The organism is Kitasatospora sp. NPDC001225, from assembly GCF_053597855.1.
In genome coordinates this window covers 1-18,832 of the sequence record NZ_JBSFJC010000144.1, presented here as the reverse complement: position 1 = coordinate 18,832, position 18,832 = coordinate 1, and the positions used below count along the sequence as shown (strand labels likewise).

General features: G+C 75.0%; 12 protein-coding genes. 7 read left to right on the top strand and 5 right to left on the bottom strand.

The window, feature by feature from the left end:
- The coding region (locus tag ACWDCZ_RS33050; RefSeq protein WP_449817764.1) for a M28 family peptidase at positions 1 to 470 on the bottom strand (470 nt) is incomplete at its 3' end.
- Positions 471 to 612: 142 nt separating this feature from the next.
- On the opposite strand from ACWDCZ_RS33050, the gene ACWDCZ_RS33045 reads away from it, so the two are divergent.
- The 3 genes from ACWDCZ_RS33045 (at position 613) to ACWDCZ_RS33035 (ending at position 4,657) form a co-directional block, all read left to right on the top strand.
- The gene (locus tag ACWDCZ_RS33045; RefSeq protein WP_117486027.1) at positions 613 to 1,362 is read left to right on the top strand and encodes a response regulator transcription factor; all 750 of its coding nucleotides are present in this window, start codon (positions 613 to 615) and stop codon (positions 1,360 to 1,362) included.
- Entirely contained in the window at positions 1,352 to 3,244 is a 1,893-nt protein-coding gene (locus ACWDCZ_RS33040; RefSeq protein ID WP_449817763.1) for a sensor histidine kinase, read from the top strand. The genes ACWDCZ_RS33045 and ACWDCZ_RS33040 overlap by 11 nt, the downstream gene beginning before the upstream one ends.
- 135 nt (positions 3,245 to 3,379) lie before the next feature.
- Entirely contained in the window at positions 3,380 to 4,657 is a 1,278-nt protein-coding gene (locus tag ACWDCZ_RS33035; RefSeq protein WP_449817762.1) for an alpha/beta hydrolase family protein, read from the top strand.
- A gap of 30 nt (positions 4,658 to 4,687) precedes the next feature.
- Here the strand turns inward: ACWDCZ_RS33035 and ACWDCZ_RS33030 are convergent, their stop codons facing one another.
- The 4 genes from ACWDCZ_RS33030 to ACWDCZ_RS33015 are packed head-to-tail and all read right to left on the bottom strand — an operon-like array spanning position 4,688 to position 10,904.
- Complete coding sequence (locus ACWDCZ_RS33030; protein WP_449817761.1) at positions 4,688 to 6,046, bottom strand: protein kinase domain-containing protein; 1,359 nt, start codon at positions 6,044 to 6,046, stop codon at positions 4,688 to 4,690.
- On the bottom strand, positions 6,043 to 6,957 hold the full coding sequence (locus tag ACWDCZ_RS33025) for a tetratricopeptide repeat protein (protein ID WP_449817760.1): 915 nt from the start codon (positions 6,955 to 6,957) through the stop codon (positions 6,043 to 6,045). The genes ACWDCZ_RS33030 and ACWDCZ_RS33025 overlap by 4 nt, the downstream gene beginning before the upstream one ends.
- Before the next feature lie 31 nt (positions 6,958 to 6,988).
- Positions 6,989 to 10,291, bottom strand: a complete 3,303-nt coding sequence (locus tag ACWDCZ_RS33020; RefSeq protein WP_449817759.1) for a serine/threonine-protein kinase — start codon at positions 10,289 to 10,291, stop codon at positions 6,989 to 6,991.
- A 1-nt stretch (position 10,292) separates the two neighbouring features.
- Positions 10,293 to 10,904 carry a hypothetical protein gene (locus ACWDCZ_RS33015; protein ID WP_074002787.1) on the bottom strand — a complete coding sequence of 204 codons (612 nt, stop codon included), beginning with the start codon at positions 10,902 to 10,904 and terminating at the stop codon, positions 10,293 to 10,295.
- Positions 10,905 to 11,135: 231 nt separating this feature from the next.
- Between ACWDCZ_RS33015 and ACWDCZ_RS33010 the strand changes: the two genes are divergently transcribed.
- From ACWDCZ_RS33010 to ACWDCZ_RS32995, 4 genes are all read left to right on the top strand, one after another.
- Positions 11,136 to 12,461, top strand: a complete 1,326-nt coding sequence (locus ACWDCZ_RS33010; protein WP_449817758.1) for an alpha/beta hydrolase — start codon at positions 11,136 to 11,138, stop codon at positions 12,459 to 12,461.
- Between the two features lie 64 nt (positions 12,462 to 12,525).
- Complete coding sequence (locus ACWDCZ_RS33005) at positions 12,526 to 13,584, top strand: trypsin-like peptidase domain-containing protein (RefSeq protein WP_449817757.1); 1,059 nt, start codon at positions 12,526 to 12,528, stop codon at positions 13,582 to 13,584.
- Positions 13,585 to 13,588: 4 nt separating this feature from the next.
- On the top strand, positions 13,589 to 14,698 hold the full coding sequence (locus ACWDCZ_RS33000; protein ID WP_449817756.1) for an effector-associated domain EAD1-containing protein: 1,110 nt from the start codon (positions 13,589 to 13,591) through the stop codon (positions 14,696 to 14,698).
- A gap of 5 nt (positions 14,699 to 14,703) precedes the next feature.
- A complete protein-coding gene (locus ACWDCZ_RS32995; RefSeq protein WP_449817755.1) occupies positions 14,704 to 18,798 on the top strand; it encodes an AAA family ATPase in 4,095 nt (1,364 codons plus the stop codon).
- Positions 18,799 to 18,832: the final 34 nt, after the last annotated feature.

Below are 18,832 nucleotides of genomic sequence, written 5' to 3'. Positions count from 1 at the left end.
TGGAGGGCGGTGGTCAGGACGGCCGCCGAGCCGGAGCCGTTGTCGTTGATCCCCGGGCCCATCGGGACGCTGTCCAGGTGGGCGCCGGAGAGCAGCACGTGGTCCGGGTCGCCGCCCGGCCAGTCGGCGACCAGGTTGTAGCCGTCCTTGCCGTCGTGGGAGAAGCGGCGCAGCTGCGTCTGGAAGCCGGCCCGGTCCAGCGCCCGCTTCACGTACGCCACCGACTCCGCGTACCCCCGGGTGCCGTGCGCGCGGTTGCCGCCGTTGTGGTCCGCGATCCGTTGCAGGGCCTGGAGGTGCGGCATCACCTCCGCCGCCGTGACGGTCGGCGCGGCGGCGGGAACGGCCGTGGCGGCGGCGGGGGTCGGCCCCTGGGTGGCGGCCGTCGCCACGACGGCGGGGACGGTGGAGAGCAGCAGGGCCGCCCCGAGGGCGCGGGCGGTGAGGGACACCGGACGGGAGGAGGGCATCAGGCGGGCGCCTTTCGCAGCAGGGTCCGGGGCACGTGCCCCGGCGGATTCCCCCACCCTGGTCCGGAGATGTCAGGAACTTGTCGGGAGGCCGTCCCGAACCGGTGGGGGTGCCCTCCGACGGCGCTTTACGATCATGGTCATGTGCGCACACGTCGTGGTTGCCGAGGACGATCCCAAGCAGGCGGACCTGGTCCGGCTGTACCTGGAGCGGGAGGGTCATCACGTCGTCGTCGTCCACGACGGCCGCTCCGCGCTGGAGGAGGCCCGCCGAGGGCCGACCCAACTCCTGGTCCTCGACGTGATGATGCCCGTCATGGACGGGCTCGACGTCTGCCGCGCCCTGCGCGTCGAATCCGCCGTCCCGGTGCTGATGCTGACCGCCCGCACCGGCGAGGAGGACCTGCTGCTCGGCCTCGACCTCGGCGCCGACGACTACCTCACCAAGCCGTACAGCCCCCGGGAACTCGTCGCCCGGGTCCGCGCCCTGCTGCGCCGCGGCTCCCGACCCCTGCCCCAGTCCCTGCCCCCGGACTCCGCCACGCCCCCGGCCACGCCGACCGCGCCGCCGCCGGGCGTGCTGACCGCCGGGGCCCTCACCGTCGACCCGCTGCGCCACGAGATCACCGCCGACGGACGGCCCGTCAGCTGCACCCCGGGCGAGTTCCGGCTGCTGGAGGTGCTGGCCGCCCAGCCCGGCCGGGTCTTCACCCGCGCCCAGCTGCTGGAGCAGCTGCACGGCATCGACCGGTACATCACCACCCGGACCGTCGACACCCACGTGATGAACCTGCGCCGCAAGATCGAGCCCCAACCACGGCGCCCCACCCGGCTCCTGACGGTCTACGGCATCGGCTACAAGCTCGCCGAGGAGCCGCACGGTGCGTCGTGACGCCCCTCCCCGCCGCACCCTGCTGCTCCGGCTGCTCGCCCTCTCCGCCCTGGTCTCCCTCTGCTCCATCGCCGCGACGGCCTGGCTGACGGCCCGCACCACGACGGGCGCGATCCGGCAGGAGCAGCACCAGGTCCTCGCGGACCAGGTCCGGATCTACCACGAACTGCTCGGCTACGCCGCGACCCACCCGGACTGGACGGGCGCGGAGCCGACCGTCCGGAGGCTCGCGGCCGACACCGGGCAGCGTATCCTGCTGGCCACGCCGCGCTTCGAGCCGGTCATCGACTCGGCGGCGGCCACACCCGCCGCGGCCCCCTCGGCCACCGCCGCCCCGGACACCGCCGCCGGCCGAACGGCCCTGCCCCGTACGCCCACCACCACCGTCGACCCGCTCTCGGTCGACCTCGCGATGCTGCCCGACGCCCCCGCCGACCGGATCGACGCCCGCGCCGTGGGCCCGTTCCGGATGACGGCCGCCGAGCGCGCCGCCATGGAGGAGGCCGCCCGGGACCGCGCCGACTGCCTGCGGTCGGCCCTGGGCGTCGAGGCGACCGTCACCGACGACGCCGCCGGGCACCCCGTGGTGAACGTCCCCGGCGGCCGGGCGGCCTCGGGTGTGCGCTGCGCGTCGCCGCAGGTGCTGGACGCCCCGACCGGAACCGAGAGCGCCGCTCTCGCCGACCTCACCGGGCTGGTCAACGCCTGCCTGGAGCGCCAGCGGATCCGGCCCGTCCAGCTGTCCCTGTCGCTGCAGTGGGCCCCGTCCCTCGACCGGGAGCAGGAGCAAGTGGTCTCCGCCTGCCTCGCCAACTCCCGTCGCCAGCAGCTCGTCCGGTACGTGGCTCCGCCCGTGCTGCTGTTCGTCGGCGCGCCCTCCGGCACGGCGGAGCCGACCCCCGTCCTGTCCGCACCCCACCGCGGCCGGGTCGTCGAGGTCGCCGCGCTGGTGCTGGCCGTCACCGTGGCGATCACCACGGCGGTCGGGCTGCGGCTCTCCCGGCCGCTGAACGCCCTCACCCGGGCCGCCCGGCGGATGGCCGACGGGGACCTCTCCGCCCGGGTGACCGCGACCGGCCGGGACGAGATCGCCGGACTCGCCGCCGCCTTCAACGCCATGGCGGAGCGCCGCGAACAGCTGGAGGAGCTGCGCCGCGCGATGGTGGGCGACATCGCGCACGAGCTGCGAACCCCGCTGAGCAACATCCGCGGCTGGCTGGAGGCCGTCGAGGACGGCGTCGTCACCGCCGACGGCGCCCTGACGAGTTCGCTGCTGGAGGAGGCCCTGCTGCTCCAGCACCTGATCGACGACCTGCGGGACCTCGCCGCCGCCGACGCCGGCGAACTCGCCCTGCACCGCGAGCCCGTGGACGCCGAGGACCTGCTCACCCAGGCCGCCACCGCGCACGGCGCCCTGGCGCAGGCGTCGGGCGTGACCCTGGTCGTCGACACGGACACCGCCACGGCCGGGTGCGAGCTCTCCGCCGACCCGGTGCGCCTGCGCCAGATGGTCGGCAACCTGGTGGCCAACGCCGTCCGCCACACCCCGGCGGGCGGCACCGTCACCCTGCGGACCCGTCCGGAGGCCCACGCCCTGCTCATCGAGGTCGCCGACACCGGCAACGGCATCGCCCCGGCGGACCTGCCGCTGGTCTTCGAACGGTTCTGGCGCGCCGAGAAGTCCCGCAACCGCCAGAGCGGCGGCAGCGGCCTCGGCCTCGCCATCGTCCGCAAACTCGCCGAACTCCACGGCGGCGCCGTCCACGCGGCCAGCACCCCCGGCACCGGCTCGGTGTTCACCGTACGCCTCCCCCGCACGGCGGCCGCCCCACCGGAGGCCCTCGGCAGCGGACGGAGCGGTGGAAACCGGGGAATCACCTGACACTCCGGAACGCCCCGTCATACCGGGGTACTACAGCGGACTTGGCGCCCCTGGATGACGGCGTCCGCCCCGCCCCGCCCGTACCGTCGCCCGTGTCGAATGCGACGACGGAAACCGAACGAGGGGGAGACGACGATGAGCGGGCGAGGACGGGCCGTGGCGGCGGTGCTGCTGGCGGCGACGGTGACGTTGGGCTTGGTCGGCGCGCCGGGCGCGGTGGCGGCGCCGGGGCCGGGCGCCGGGCAGCAGGCCAGGGCCTGGCTGCCGCAGCCCACCGGGCCGTACCCGGTCGGCACGACGTCCCTGCAGCTGACGGACGACCGCCGGGACGATCCCTGGAAGCCCGGGCAGCACCGCAAGCTGATGATCAGCCTCTGGTACCCGACCACCCGGGCCGCCACCGGCGACGACCGCGCGCCGTACATGGTCCCCGCCGCCGCCGACCACTTCGGCAGCGCCGGGAGCGTCGGCCAGAGCGACTACCGGTTCGAGCCCGGCCGCACCGACTGGGCGGGAATCCGCACCCACGCCCGCGCCGACGCGCCCGCCCTCCCCGGTGGCAAGCGGCCCGTCGTGCTGTACTCGGCGGGCTTCGGCGACCCGCGCACCTGGGGCACCGGCCTGGTGGAGGACCTCGCCTCGCGCGGCTACGTCGTCGTCACCGTCGACCACACCTACGAGGCCTCCGAGGTCGCCTTCCCCGACGGGGACCTCGCCACCTCCGTCTTCCCCGCGCTGCTGGCCCAGCCCGGCCTCGACATGAGCGCCCTCCTGCGCAGGATGCTGCAGAGCCGGGTCGACGACACCCGCTCCGTCCTGGACCGGCTCGACGGGCTGCGCCACGACGAGCGGCTGCCGGCCGGCCTCGCCGCCTCCCTCGACCTCGACCGGATCGGCATGGTCGGCCACTCCGGCGGCGGCTCCGCGGCCCTCCAGACCATGCACGACGATCCGCGCCTCAAGGCCGGCGTCAACCTCGACGGCCAGCTGCACTTCTCCAACCCGGACGGCTCCGGGGTCCAACTGCCCCTGCCCACCGCCGCCGAGGACGGCCTCACCCGGCCCTTCCTGCTCATGGGCACCCAGGACCCCGAATCCGGCAGCTACCACCGGCAGCCCGGCTGGGACGCCCTGTGGCGGCACAGCACCGGCTGGCACGCCGACGTGACCCTCACCGGCTCCCGCCACGGCTCCTACACCGACGCGCAGTCCCTGCTGCCCCAGCTCGCCCGCCAGGGCGCGATCAGCGGGCCGGACCTGACCGGCGCCGTCGGCGACGTTCCCCCGGACCGCGCGGTGCTGGCCACCCGCTCGTACGTCGCGTCGTTCTTCGACCGCTGGCTGCGCGGCCACGACGACCACCTCCTGGACGGCCCGTCGCCGCGCTTCCCCGAGATGGTCTACGAGCGGTAGCGGTCGCCCCGGGTGTCGGGGGCGGGCCGGTCAGAGCGCCTCCCGGAGCGCGGCCGCGAAGGCGGCGGCGTCCGGGAAGCCGATCGCCGGCTGCTCGCGGAGGGCCTGGTCGACCACCTCGGCGAGGCGGTGCGGGAGGTGCGGCGCCACCTCCCACAGCGGGGTGGCCGGGGTCTGCAGGACGACCTGCCATGGGTCGGCGCCGGGCGGGAACGGGCGGGGGTAGCGGCCGGTCAGCATCTTGTAGAGGCAGGCGGCCAGTCCCCAGACGTCGACCTCCGGGGTGGCGTAGCGGAAGTTGACGATCTGTTGGCGGGGCATACAGGAGGGCTTGCCGGCCGTGGTGCCGGTGCGGGTCAGGCCGCTGAGGCCCGCCTGGTCGAAGGCCTTGGCCAGGCCGAAGTCCGCCACCTTCGCCACCGGTCGGCCGTCCGGCCCGTGGTCGAGCAGCAGGTTGCCCGGGCTGAGGTCGCGGTGGACCACGCCGGCCGCGTGGGCGTGGGCCAGTCCCGCCAGCGCCTGGAGGGCGAGCGGTACGGCCTCGTCCGCCGGCAGTCGCCCGCCGCGTCGGCCCAGCAGGTCCTCAACGCTGCCGCCGCGGCAGTACTCGAGGGTGAAGAAGAAGGTGCCGCCGGCGAACCCGACCTCGTGCAGGGTGACGATGTTCGGGTGGTGCAGGGTGCGGGTGACGGCGACCTCGCGCAGGAACAGGGCCCGCGCCCGGGTGCTCGCCGCCACCTTGGGCAGCATCAGTTTCAGTGCCACCTCCCGGCCCGTCCCCCGGTGGCGGGCCAGGTGGACGGTGCCCATCCCGCCGCGGCCGAGCTGGGCCGACAGCTCGTAGTCGGCGAGCGAGGCGACGGCCCCGCCGCCCTGGCGGGCCAGCGCGAGCAGTTGCCGCAGCACCATGCCGGGTTCGGCGCGGCAGGTCACGCAGACGTAGCTGCCGTCCCGGCCGTCGGCCTCGTCCGCCGTGTCCCGGCCGCAGGCCGCGCAGCGGGCCGGTCGCAGGCGCAGGGTGGGGGCGGACCGGCCGACCCGGAAGACGGTGTCGCCGATCCGGATCTCGTCGCCGTCGGCCAGGTCGTGCTCGGGGAGGTCGAGTGCCGCGCCCTCCTCCGGGCTCTGGTTCCGGGCGCGCTGGCCGATCTTCCTCCCGTTGACGTACGTCCCGTTGAGGCTGCCGAAGTCGCGGATCCGGATGTCGGGCGGGTTGATGTCGAGCAGGCAGTGGTGCCGGGAGACGGTGCGGTGGCGCTCGTCGTCCGGCAGCCGCGGCATGCACTCGGCGGCCCGGCCGAGCAGGCAGGTGGTGCGTTCGGTGAAGACGTGCTCGTCGCCGGTCCCAGGGCCGCCCACCTGGTGGAGGACGACCGTGGCCTCGCTCATGCGGGCCGCCCCGGGCCCTGCTCCGCCATGCGCGTCAGGTGCCGCTGTGCCTTCGCCGATCCCCGTCGGGCGGCCTGCCGGTACCACTCGGCGGCCCGCTCGGGCGAGCCGGCCTCCAGCAGTTCGCCGAGGTTGAGCATGCCCATCGGCTCGCCCGCCTCGGCCGAGCGACGGAACCACTCCTGGGCCTCGGCCACCCGGTCGCTGTAGCGCAGGACGGTGCCCAGGTTGTTCATCGCCTGCGGGTGCCCCTCGTCGGCGGCCCGCCGATACCAGAGCTCGGCCTCGGGCTCGCGTCCGGCCTCCTGCACCAGGTACGCCAGCGAGTACATCGCCTCCGCGTTCCTCTTGTCGGCGGCGGCCCGCAGCCACCGCTCGGCCTCGGCGGTGCGGCCCGCCTCGGACAGCAGCACGCCCAGGATGTACGCGGCCTGGTCCTCGCCCTGTTCCGCCGCTCCGCGGAACCACCGCTCGGCGTCGGCCAGGCGGTTCTCGTCGACGGCGCGGAAGCCGGCGCCGACCATGGCGGGAGCGCAGTCGAGTTCGGCGGCGCGCTGCTGCCAGGACGCGGCCTCGGCGGCCCGGCCTGCCTTCCCCAGCACCACGGACAGGTTGTGCATGGCCAGCGGTTCGCCGAGCTCGGCGGCGCGGCGGAACTGCTGTTCGGCCTCGGCGTCACGGCCCTCGTCGAGCAGCCGGGCCCCCAGACGGATCAGGGCCTCGGCATCGCCGGACCGCGCCTGCCGTTCCTGCCGGGCGACCCGGCTATCCAGCCCCGGGTCGCCGCTCAGCTCCATGATCGCCCGGGTCAGCGGCGCCAGGTCGCTCCCGGCCTTCCCGGACGCCTTCGCGGACGCCTTCTCGGACGCCTTCTCGGACGCCCTCTTGTTGCGCTTACGGCCGAACCACACGACCGCCTCCCCTCTCTCCTCGACACTCCCGTCATGATTGCCGACGGACCGCCAGCTCCCAGTCCAGGCACCAGAGTTGAACGGAACCGTCACCGCGGACGCACACCGCCGAGCCGCCGTCCGGGCCCGGTTCGACCCCGGAGAAGCCGGCCGGACGGCCGGCCAGCACCCGCAGGCAGCGGCCGGTGCCGAGCTCCCACACCCGCAGCGCGCCGTCGTCCTCGCCGAGCGACAGCACGAACCGCCCGTCCGGGCTCAGTCGGAGCGCCCCGGTGCCGCCCGGCTGGTCGTCGAGGACCCGCAGGCAGGCCCCGGTGCGCAGGTCCCAGACCCGGATCGCGCGGTCCTGGCCGCAGCCGGAGACCAGCAGTCCGCGGTCGGCGTCGACCAGCAGCTCGGTCACGGTGGCGGTGTGGCCGTGGAACTCCCGCAGGCGGCGGCCGGTGGGGACGTCCCAGAGCCCGATGGAGTGCTTCGGGCCCGCGGTGACGGCGGTGCGCCCGTGGGGGGAGAGCCAGAGCGCGGGCCCCCAGAGGTTGGGCCCCCGGCCGTGGTCGCCCTCCAGGGTCCGGCGGCAGGCGCCGGTGGCCGTCTCGAACAGCCGGATCCCGTCGTCGGCGCCCCGGGCCAGGACGAACCGCCCGTCCGCGGTGAACGAGGCCGTCCCCGCGCCCAGGGCGAGCCGGGCCGAGCCGAGCCGGGCACCGGTCGCCGCGGACCAGGCGCCCAGGGTCCCGTCGCCGCCCGCGAACAGCACCGTCCGGCCGTCACCGGTGAAGCGGAGCCTGCCGTGCACCCGCGACAGGCCCTCGATCAGCGGCCCGCGCTCGCCGGTCTCCGCAGCGAGCAGCTGGATGCCCCCGGGCACCCGGACGGCCACCGTCCGGCCGTCCGGTGCCAGGGCCGGCGCGCCCCAGGCGCCGTCGTACAGCACCCGGGCGGGCCAGGCCGCCCGCAGTCCGGTGCGGGTCACCCGCCGGTCGCGGGCCAGCTCCTGCCAGGCGGTCAGCACCCGGGGATCGCGCTCGTGGCCGGGCAGGGCCCGGGCCCGGGTCAGCAGGTCGAGGGCGGCGGCGCAGCGACCCGCCGCGTGCTCCCGCCCGGCCCGCTCGACCAGCGCGGCCAGCCGGCTGCTCAGGTCGTCCAGTTCGGCATGCCGCCGGGGGCGGCTGAGCCGGACCGCGGCCGGGTGGGGCTCGGGCAGCGGCCAGCGCCGGGCGGTGCCGTCCCGCCCGGCGGAGAGCAGGTGCCTGCCGTCGGCCAGGAACACCACGGCGTCGACGTGGCCCCGGTGCCCGCGGAAGGTGCGCAGGCATCGGCCGGTGTCCAGCTCCCAGAGGCGGACCGCGCCGTCCAGGCCCCCGCCGGCCAGCAGCCGCCCGTCGGGGCTCAGGGCGAGGCGGTGCCCGGCGCCGTGGCTGGCGGCGATCTCCGCGTCGAGGCCCGGGCCGTGCACCCGGAGCCGGTCGCCGACGGCGGCGGCCACGGTGCGGCCGTCCCGGCTGAGGCAGCACGGTTCGTGCGCGTAGCGGCGTTCCAGCAGCGGGGTCTGTTCACCGGCGCCACCTGGATCGTGCACCGCGACCACTCCCTCGGGGCCGTCGAAGACCAGCAGCCGGCCGTCCGCGGTCGCCTCGACGGTGCCGCCCGAGAAGCCGTCCAGGATGAAGCGGGCCCGGCCGGTCGTCAGCTCCCAGCCCAGGACCGTGCCGTCGCTGGTGCCGCCGACCACCAGGCCCGCCCCGGCGAGCAGCCGCAGCGAGCGGACGGTGGTGCTGCCGGACCGGTAGTACGGGGTGAAGACCCGCAGGCAGCGGCCGTCGCCGAGGTCGAACAGCCGGACCAGGCCGTCGGAGCCGACGCCCACGGCCCGCCGTGCCTCGGCGTCGAGGTCCACCGTGTGCCGCAGCTCGTCCAGCTCCCGCAGGCACCGGCCGGTGGCCACCTCCCAGAGCTTGACGCCGCCGTCGCAGGCCGTGAGCGCCAGCCGGCCGTCGGGGGTGGGCCGGATCTCGATGTCGGGTGCCGCCCGCCGGGTCCGGCCACCGTCCCAGGGCGAATCCGTCCAGCGCTCGTACTCGTACCAGGGCACGGTCCAGCTGGTCGGCTCGGCGGCGGGGCCGACGGCGCCGCGTTCGCGCTGCACCGCGTCGATCAGCGGCCCCAGCCGCGCGGCGCCGCCGTCCGCCCTGGCCGCGTCCAGGGCGGCGAGCAGGTCCTCGTCGGTGAGGCCGCCCTGCCGCCAGCGCATCAGGCCGGAGTTGTAGGTCGCCTCCGGGTGGCGCGGGTCGGCGGCGAGGGCCGCGCCGAAGGCGGCTTCGGCCTCCGGCGCGCGGCCCAGGTCCAGCATCGAGACGGCCCGGTTGTTGAGCTCGTCGGCGCGCAGCTCGGCCTCGCGCGGCTCGCCGCGGTCGATCGCCCGGCCCGTCAACCGGTGGTGGATGTCGGCGAGTTCGTCGGCCACCTCGGCCATCGAGGCGGGCCGGTCGGCCGGGCGCTCGCGCAGGCAGCGGGCCAGCAGCTCGGCGACCGGCTCCGGCAGCGGCGGCGGGCCGACCGCTTCCGGACGCCCGGTCGGGCCGTACGACCCGGGCCCGCGACCGCCACCCGCCCGGTAGGAGGCCAGCGCCTCGCCGACCACCGGGCCCATCAGCCAGGTCACCTCGCCGGTGAACAGCTCCACCACCGACACCGCGAAGCTGTAGAGGTCGGTGCGGTGGTCCAGCGGTTCGCGCCGGGCCTGCTCCGGCGAGGCGTACGCCATGGTCATCCCGCCGCCGGACACCCGTTCACCGCCCGTGGCCCGCGCCTGGGCCAGCCCGAAGTCGGTGACCTTGGCGGTGCCGTCCAGGTCCAGCAGGACGTTGGCGGGCTTGACGTCCTGGTGCACCAGGCCGCGTTCGTGCGCGTGCCGCAGCCCCCAGGCGGTCTCCACCGCCAGGCGCAGGATGCGGGCCGTGGACTCGGCCGGGCCGCCCGCGTAGAGCCGCCGGTCGTCGATCCACTCCCGCAGGCTGCCGCCCGGCAGGTACTCGGCGAAGACCCGGGGCAGCCCGTCCAGGACACGGACGTAGTGGCAGCCACAGACGTGCGGGTGCAGACCGAGCGACACCCAGGTCTCGGCCTCGCGGACGAACCGCTCCTGCTGCTCCGGCGTGCCGAACAGCTCGGGGCGCGGGCACTTCACCGCCAGGTCGACGTCCCACTCCAGGTGCCGCACCCGGTAGACCACGCCCATGCCGCCCTCGGTGTGCACCCGCAGCACCCGGTACTGGTCGGCGACCACCTCGCCGACCGACCAGGGCGCCGGAACCCCGACGGCCGGTCCGGGCACCTCAGGCGGCCCGGTACGGCGGCAGCGCGGCGAACGCCGGTGCCACCACGGCCGTCCGGCACACCGTCCGGGCCCAGGCCCGGGCCAGCGAGAGGGCGTGCCTCGGGAACATCGGGTCCCAGTCGGCGGCGTGGCTGCGCTCGTACGGCAGCTCCGGGTCGTACGGGTGGCCGCCGCTGTCCGTCCCCGCCGGGTCGAGCCTGAGGCGCACCATCGACTCGCGGACGCCGGTGACGCCCGACTCCTGGAACTGGCCGGTCAGCACGGCGGTGACGGTCGACCTGGCGAGCAGGAACGAGCCCCGGAACCGGAAGCCGGTGCGGGAGCCGGGCAGTCGTTCGGACACCAGGGTGTAGAGCGCCGGAACACCGCCCAGCGACACCGCCGCCGCCTCCAGCAGCGAGCCGCCGGCCGCGGCGTGGCCGCGCGCCAGGGTCACCCGCAGCGCCTCGATCCCGTCCAGCCAGACGGGGGCGGGCGGCAGCGCCTCGCGCACGCTCAGCACCACCACGTCGTTCCAGGTGTCCGGGACGAACCACCGGCCCTCGTCGAGCGGTTCGAGGCCGGCGGTGTCGAAGGCCAGCGGGAGCGGGAGCGGAGTTGATGGGGACACGATCGGAAGCTAACACGCGGCCCTGTCAACCGTCAGGCGTGCTCCGATTTCTGATACATCCTCAGATTCTCCCCGGTACGTATTCGTGACAGTGGCCCGATCCGGCACCGGACCTGGGCGAACCGCCCGCGCGCGGCCCTCCACGACCTATGATGCGAGCGATCCGGTTCGACACGTGTTGTCGCGTTGTCACGCCGTCGGGTACGTCGTGAACAAGCCAGGTGGGGGACGATGGTGGACATGTGGGAGGTGCTGGAGCCGGCCGTCGCCCGGGTCTGGCCGAAGGTGCCCGACAGCCTGTCCGAGGCCGAGCGCGAGCGTCTGGAGGCGGAGGTCCTGGTGGCGCTGCGCGCCCTGGAGACCGCGCGCGGCGATGCGCCGTCAGCCGGGACCGAAGGGGCCGACGGGGCCGATCCCGTCGAGGAGGCCGCCCAGGCGGTGGCCGCCGCCTTCGAGGCCTACCCGCCGCTGGGCGACCTCCTCGTCGCCGAGTTCGACGCGCTCGTCGACGGCCAGGAGCGCTTCGGCCCGGACTCTCCCCCGCCCTCCTGGGGTGCGGCGCTGCGCTCGCTGCTCGTCCCCGTCCTCTACGCCACCGACCGCGCGCCGGCCGACGGGAGCGGCACCAGCGCGGCCTACGGCGGCGACCGCGGCCAACTGTCGTACGGGGAAGCCCTGGTGAACGTCCCCGACGACCACCGCATCGGCGCCGTCGAGAAGCCCCGCTGGTGGCGGCTGCGGTTCCGCACCAACCCGGCCCGGGACACCCAGCTCGGCGACGTCACCCCGCTCACCGCCGCCGGGTTCGCCGAGCGGGCCCATGGCCACCACCTCCCCGGGGACGGCGAAACCCCCCGATCGGCACTGGTGTTCGTCCACGGCTACAACGTCTCCTTCGCCGATGCCGCCGTCCGCGCCGCCCAGATCGCCTACGACCTGAACTTCACCGGCCTCCCCATGCTGTACAGCTGGCCGTCCAAGGCCTCCGTCACCGACTACGCGGCCGACGGCAACGCCGCCCGCCGGGCCGTCCCGTACTTCCAGGAGTTCCTGCGGCACGTGCTGACGGACACCGGCGTCGACGAACTGCACGTCGTCGCCCACAGCATGGGCAACCGGGTGGTCGTCGACGCGCTGGCCGACCTGGACACCACCGCGCTCCCCGAGGGCGCGGGCCGGCTCGGGCAGGTCGTCTTCACCGCGCCCGACGTCGACGCCGAGGTGTTCCGCCAGCTCGTGCCCCGGATCGTCAACCAGGCGCGCGGCTGCACCCTCTACGTCTCCGCCAACGACCGCGCGCTCGCCGCCTCCCGCCTCCTCGCCGAACACCCCCGGGCGGGCCAGGCCGGCCCGGGCGTGGTGGTCGCACCCGGCCTGGACACCGTCGACGTCTCCGAGCTCGACACCGGCCTGACGGGCCACTCCTACCCGGGCGACCACCGCTCCGTCCTCTCCGACCTGTACGGGCTGCTGCGCCACGGCCACCGGCCGTCCCAGCGCTACGGGCTGGCCCGGGTCCCGCACCCGGACGGCGCGTACTGGGCCTTCCAGCCGTAACGATCCTCGCGAATCCTCCCCGGCAGCACGACTTCCCCCTCTCCGACGAGCGAGCACACAGGGCATGGCGACGACGAACCCCGCACCGCGAACGACCCACTTCCTGGACAGCTACCCCTTCCGGTGGACCGACCCCGGTGCCGTCGAACTCCGCGACCTGCTCGCCTCCGTCCACTTCCGGGTCAACCCGGTGCTGGAGCTGACCCAGCAGGCGGGCATCGCCCCGGCCGAGGTCAACTGGGACCAGCCGATGTCCCTGGTCTGGTTCGACCTCATCACCGTCGCCCGGAAACAGGAGAAGCTCCGCCCCTTGCTCGACCGGATCGCCGCGGGCCCCGACCAGGCGCTCGCCGCCCGCGTCCGCGAACTGCTCGCCGCCCGGCCCGTGCTCCCCGCCCCCGAGCCGGAGCTCCCGTCGGGCACCTGGGCCGCCTTCCGGGACCCGGACGAGCAGGAACGCCAGATCTTCCGCGCCTCCGGGTTCCAGGACGTCGCGTTCCTGCGCCGCGGCGCCGAACTCGCCACCGCCGTCTGCCGCCTGCTGGTCACCCACGCCGACGGCCAGGCCTGCTACGGCACCGCCTTCCGGATCGGGCCCGACCTCCTGCTGACCAACCACCACGTCCTGTACTCCGACGACCGGCCCGCCGAGGCGATCGAGGCCTGGTTCGGCTACGAGCAGGACCTCGACGGGCGGGAGCTCAGGTACCGCACCGTCCGCTGCGACCCCGCCACCGCCGTCGGCCGGCCCGAGGGCGACTGGGCCGTGATCCGCACCGCCGATCCCCTGCCCGAGGACGCCCTGGTGGTGCCGATCCCCGACCGGGCCACCGTCGCCGAGGGCGACCGGGTCTGCATCATCCAGCACCCGCACGGCCTGGTGAAGAAGCTCGCCGCCCGGCACAACGTCGTCCGGCACGTGGACGAGCAGGTCGTGCAGTACTGGACGGACACCGAGTACGGCTCCTCCGGCGCACCCGTCTTCGACGAGCGCTGGCGGCTGGTCGCCCTGCACCGGGGCCACGTCCGCATCGGGCAGCGGCTCAGCGCCTCGGAGTTCCGCAACGAGGGCCTCCGGATCGAGCGGGTGGCCGAGGGCCTGGCCGCCGCCGGGGTGAGGTGAGCCGGTGGCACTGCTGGACCTGCGCGCGTTCCCGAACGAGGACCCCAGAGCCGGGGAACTGCTCAGGGCCCTCATGTACACGTACGGCCTCCCGCAGCCGGCCCGGCAGGTCGTCGCCCGCGCCGGCATCGCCGAGGCCGAGATCGCCTGGCAGGGGGCGATGCTCGACGTCTGGCCGGACATCGTCGAGAAGGCCGCGGCGACCGGACGGCTGCGCAGGCTCGTCGAGGTCGTCGCCGAGGACCCGAACTCCCGGGCCGCCTCACCGGTGTTCGCGTACCTGCTCGCCGAGCAGCGCACCTCGCGACCCGCCGAACAGACCACCGACCCGTTCGGCCACGGGCTGATCAACGACCGGCAGCGCGCCTTCTTCGACCGGACGTCCCTCCGCTCCCGGCTGCGGGAGATGGTCCTCGACCGCGGGCACCGCGTGCTCACCGTCGAAGGCGGTCCGCGGACCGGCCGGACCTTCACCTGGTTCCTCATCCACCACGTGCTCGCGAGCCAGGGGATCCACCCCTGCCGGATCCGGATGAGCGAGTACACCGAGCCGGTCCGGGTGGCCGAACTCACCGCATTCCTCAACGACGAGTTCCGGGAGTGGAGCGTGCAGATCGACCACCACTCCTCCGAGGACCAGCAGGCGGACCGGCTGGTCAGCCAGCTCAGGGGCCGGATGCGCGAGGAGCGGCGGTCCGTCCCTGCGCAGCCCCGGCACTGGCTCGTCTTCGACGACTCGGAGTCCGTCCGCTTCACCGAACCCGCCCTGCGCGCGGTCGTCCGGCTGGTGCAGGCGGTGGTCGAGGAGGAGATGGCGGACCGGCTGCGGATCGTGCTGCTCGCCTACGACGGCTGGCTGCCGCCGGACGTCGAGGGGTACACCGCCCGGGAACAGCTGGGCCCGATCGGCATCGAGGACCTCCACGACTTCTTCCGGACGGTCGCGGCGGAAGCCGGCCGCCCGATCGACGCCGACACCGCCCGCGGCCTCGCCGCCAAGGTGCTGAGCGAGACCGGCCACGACGGCTGCCTCCCCGACGGCCCGCTCCCCCTGACCACCGCGATCCAGCACACGGCCGCCGGCCTCGGCCGAAGCCTCTACCAGGGATGTTGACGACGGTGACCGAGACCCTCGCCCCGATGCCCGACGCCGTCTACCGTGAACGGACCGTCCTGCTGGGCGCGTTCACCGCCGAGAGCCTGGCGGCGACCACCCCGGGCGCGGACGCGGCCGAACCCGGCGCGCTCCTGCGGGACTTCCTCACCCAGGACTGCGAACGGGCCACCACCCGGGACGGCCGCCGCTGGCGGCTCACCCCCGAGGTCCGCACCCACACCATCGAGACCCTGGGCCACCCGGAACGCCTGCTGGCCACCCTCACCACCGCACCCCGTACGGAGGGCGACGCCGCACGCGACTGGGCCGAACGGTTCCTCGCCGCGCGGAACCCGCCGCTGGAGGAACAGCACTTCGACGAGCTGTACGCGGCCCTCACCGTGGTCGGCTGGTTCCGCGACGCCCCCCGCGCCCGGGCCGCCCTCGCCGACCACGGACTCGACCTGCCCTCCGCCGACGAGGTGCAGCACCACCTCAAGCGGGCCCGGCTGCTGCAACCGCTCCAGGCCCTCGCCGACGAGAGCTTCACCGGACGGGAGGACGAACTCGGCACGCTGACCGACTACGTCGACGCCAAGAACGGCTACTCCCCCTGGCTCCTGGTGCACGGGCCGGGCGGCGTCGGCAAGTCCACCCTGCTGTCGCGCTTCCTCCTGGACCGCGCCGGAGCGGAGTCGGTCGCCCACGTCTACCTGACCTTCGAGCGACCTGAACTGGCGCCGGAACGCCCGCTCACCGTCCTGGCCGAAGCCGTCCGCCAGGTCGCCCTGCTGGCACCGGCCATGCGCGAGCCGGCCGACGCCCTGGAGCACTCCCTCCGCCGCACCGTCGCCGCCGACCTCCGGTCGGAGCGGGACCGCAGCTCCTCCTCCGGGCGCCGGACCTCACGCCGCCACGACACCGACGTACTGCTCCACCGGGTCGGCACCTTCCTGGCGGCCTTCGGGACCGACCACGGCGGCCGGGCGCCGCTGCTCGTCCTCGACACCTTCGAGCGGGTGCAGCGGCGCGGCCAGTACGCCCAGCGCCGCCTGCTACAGGCCCTGGACGACCTGCGGTGGAGCTGCCCGAACCTGCGCGTCATCGCCGCCGGCCGCGCGCCCGTCGACGACCCCCGCTTCCGTTCCCTCCCGCTGGAAGGCTTCGACCCGCCGACGGCCCGCCACTACCTGCGCCGCCAGGTCGCCGAACTCGCCGGGCGCACCGACGAGGAACTCGACCTGGTCACCGACACCGTCGGCCGGAGCCCGCTCAACCTCAAACTGGCCGCCGCCCTGCTCCGCCGCGAGGCCGACGCCCTGCGGGACCCGGCGCTGCACGACCAGCTCCGGCGGAAACTGGAGGCCGAAACCGTCCAGGGCGTGCTGTACCGGCGCATCCTCGACCACCTGGAGGACCCGGACCTGCGCCGCATCGCCAGCCCCGGCCTGATCGTCCGGAAGGTCACACCGGAGGTCATCCGCCACGTCCTGGCCGAACCGTGCGGGCTCGGCGCCGTGGACGAGGACCGCGCGTGGGGCCTGTTCCACCGCTTCCGGGACGAGGTCTCCCTCGTCGAGGAGGTACCGGGGCAGGACGCGGTCCTCCACCGGGCCGACGTGCGCGCCGTCATGCTGCCACTGCTCCGCCGCGACCACGCCGAGGTCGTGGAGCTGATCCACCGGCGGGCGGCCGCCCACTACGAGGACGCCGGCGACCGGGTCGAGGAGCTGTACCACCGGCTCGCCCTCGGCGAACCGACCGCCGCCCTGGACGCCCGGTGGGACGAGGAGGCGGGCCGACTGCTGGAGCCGGCACATGACGAGTTGCCGCCTTGTTCGCAGGTCTACCTCGCCGAGCGGATGGGGAACATCGCCCCTGCGGAACTCCGGGCGCAGGCGGACGACGAGACCTGGGCCCGGCAGGCATTGCGCGCCGGAGACCAGTTCCTCCTGGACGACCGCGCGGAGGAGGTGTTGGCACTCCTCCGGGAACGACCTCACATCCGGTCCTCCGGCTTGCGCATCAGGGCCCTTGCCATCCTGCACCGCTGGGACGAGGTGGACGCCTTGTCAGACGACATCCTCGCCGCCGACCCCACTCCGGTCACCGCAGCAGCGGTACTCACGCTGCGAGCCCACAGTGCCATGAGTCGTGGAGACTTCAGCTCGGCCCACGATCTACTCAACCAGGCCCTGCGGGCGGCAGACGTCATCCAGAACACAATGATCACTCTCGGGATCATTGTGACCCACCTGCGTCTGCACAGGGACGGCGGTTCCCTCGACTCACTCGACGCCCGGCAGCTGCGCGTCCGCGCACTCGCGCTCGTCGACGACCTGAACCTGCACGACGTCGCTCAGGATCCTGAACTCATCCGGCTCGTTGCCGCCGAAATCGGTGACGAAGCGCCCGAGTTGATCGCCCTCACCGCCCGGCAGTCCGGCGTCGGCCTATCCGACGGCGGCGACGCCGCCCTGCTCGAATCCCTCACCCCGGAGGAGCTGCGGGACTTCACCCGGGCCACCGGCGTCAACGTCTCAATCCCCACGGACGACTCCGACACCGAACCCTCGGGCCCCGCACTCACCAGCGTGGACTTCGGCGACGCCGTCAACACCTACCTCGGCGCAGGAGGCAAGCACGCCGAGGCCCTGAACAACGCGGTGGTGGAGAACCTCCGGCACGAGGTGGACTTCGCCGCCCCCTCCGCCCCCGCCCGCGACACCACCCACGACGCCGTCGTCCTCCTCCCCGGCCACATGGGCAGTTCGCTCCTCGACACCGAGACCGGCCGGCACGTCTGGGGCGACCTCAGACCCACCACCCTCCTCCGGCTGAGCCTCACCGACGACTCCTCGCTGCGCGTCACCCCCGACGAGCGGGCGGGCCGGACCGACCGCCTGCGCCCCGACGGCCTGCTGCGCGCCCCGGCCTGGCTCTCGGCGCTCGGCGGCCTGGAGACCTACCAGCCCCTGCTGGACGCCCTGCACGCCACCGTCCTCCACGAGGACGCCGTCCTGCCGTTCCCCTACGACTGGCGGCTCTCCGCCGAGGTGAACGCGCGTCTGCTGGCCGAGGCCGCCCACCGCCACCTGGCGGCCTGGCGCGCGAGCCCGCACCGCCGTCGGGCGGGGGTGCCCGACGAGGAGCCCCGGCTGGTCTTCGTCGCCCACTCCACCGGCGGACTCGTCGCCCGGGCGGCGCTGGCGGCCGATTCCCGGCTGGCGGCGCTCACCCGCGACCTGGTCACCATCGCCACGCCCTTCCACGGCACCCCCGCGGTCGCCGAGATGCTGGTCGGCCGCCGCCGGTTCCTCCCGCGCCCGCTGTCCGGGCTGGCCGCCACCCTGCCGGGGGTGTACGACCTGCTGCCGACCTTCCGCTGCGTCGAGACCGACGACGCGCTGCGCCGGCTGGACCTCGACGACGTCCGCCGCCTCGGCGGCGATCCGGAGCTCGCCGCCGCCGCCATGGCGGCGCGGGCGGCGGAGTCCCGCGCGGCCTTCCTCCCCCGCACCCGCGCCGTGGTCGGCATCGGCCAACCGACCGTGCAGGGCCTGCGGTTGGCTGGGGACGGCCTCGAACCGGTGCTGACGGCACCGCGCGCCCACGACGACGGCCGCCCGTACCGGAGCGAGTCCGGCGAGGCCGTCCGCTGGGACCGCGGCGGGGACGGCCTCGTCCCGCGCGACGCCGCCGCGCCCTCCGCCTCGAACGCCGTGCTGTTCGTGTCCGGCCGGCACGGCACCCTCTGCTCCGATCCGCACGTCCTGGAACTCGTCCGGTCCGTGCTCACCGACCGGCGGCCGGCCAGCGTCCGGCCCCGCCCGGTCAGCCACACCCTCCAGCGCCCGGGCCTCGGCCTGTCCCTCCCCGAAAGGACCGTCCCGGGCCAGCCCTGGCCGCTCATGGTGCACGGTGCGTCACCGGACGACGCCGCCTGCCGCATCACCGACGAGGCCACCGGGGCGACCGTCGCCACGCCCCGGCTGCTCCTCAGCGACGCGACCCTGGTCGCCGCCGTCACCCTCCCCCGCCCGGGTCTCTACCGGGTCACCGTCACCTCCGGCCCCGACCGCGTCAGCGACCTCCTCCTCACCACCGGCCCCGACTGACCCCACCGGCGGACGGGCGGCCGGAGCCCACAGC

What these genes read in the sequence shown, in the direction of transcription:
- ACWDCZ_RS33045 (WP_117486027.1), top strand. Translation starts at nt 613, where the DNA reads ATGTGCGCACACGTCGTGGTTGCCGAGGACGATCCCAAGCAGGCGGAC.
- ACWDCZ_RS33035 (WP_449817762.1), top strand. Translation starts at nt 3,380, where the DNA reads ATGAGCGGGCGAGGACGGGCCGTGGCGGCGGTGCTGCTGGCGGCGACG.
- ACWDCZ_RS33005 (WP_449817757.1), top strand. Translation starts at nt 12,526, where the DNA reads ATGGCGACGACGAACCCCGCACCGCGAACGACCCACTTCCTGGACAGC.
- ACWDCZ_RS33010 (WP_449817758.1), top strand. Translation starts at nt 11,136, where the DNA reads ATGGTGGACATGTGGGAGGTGCTGGAGCCGGCCGTCGCCCGGGTCTGG.
- ACWDCZ_RS33030 (WP_449817761.1), bottom strand. Translation starts at nt 6,046, where the DNA reads ATGAGCGAGGCCACGGTCGTCCTCCACCAGGTGGGCGGCCCTGGGACC.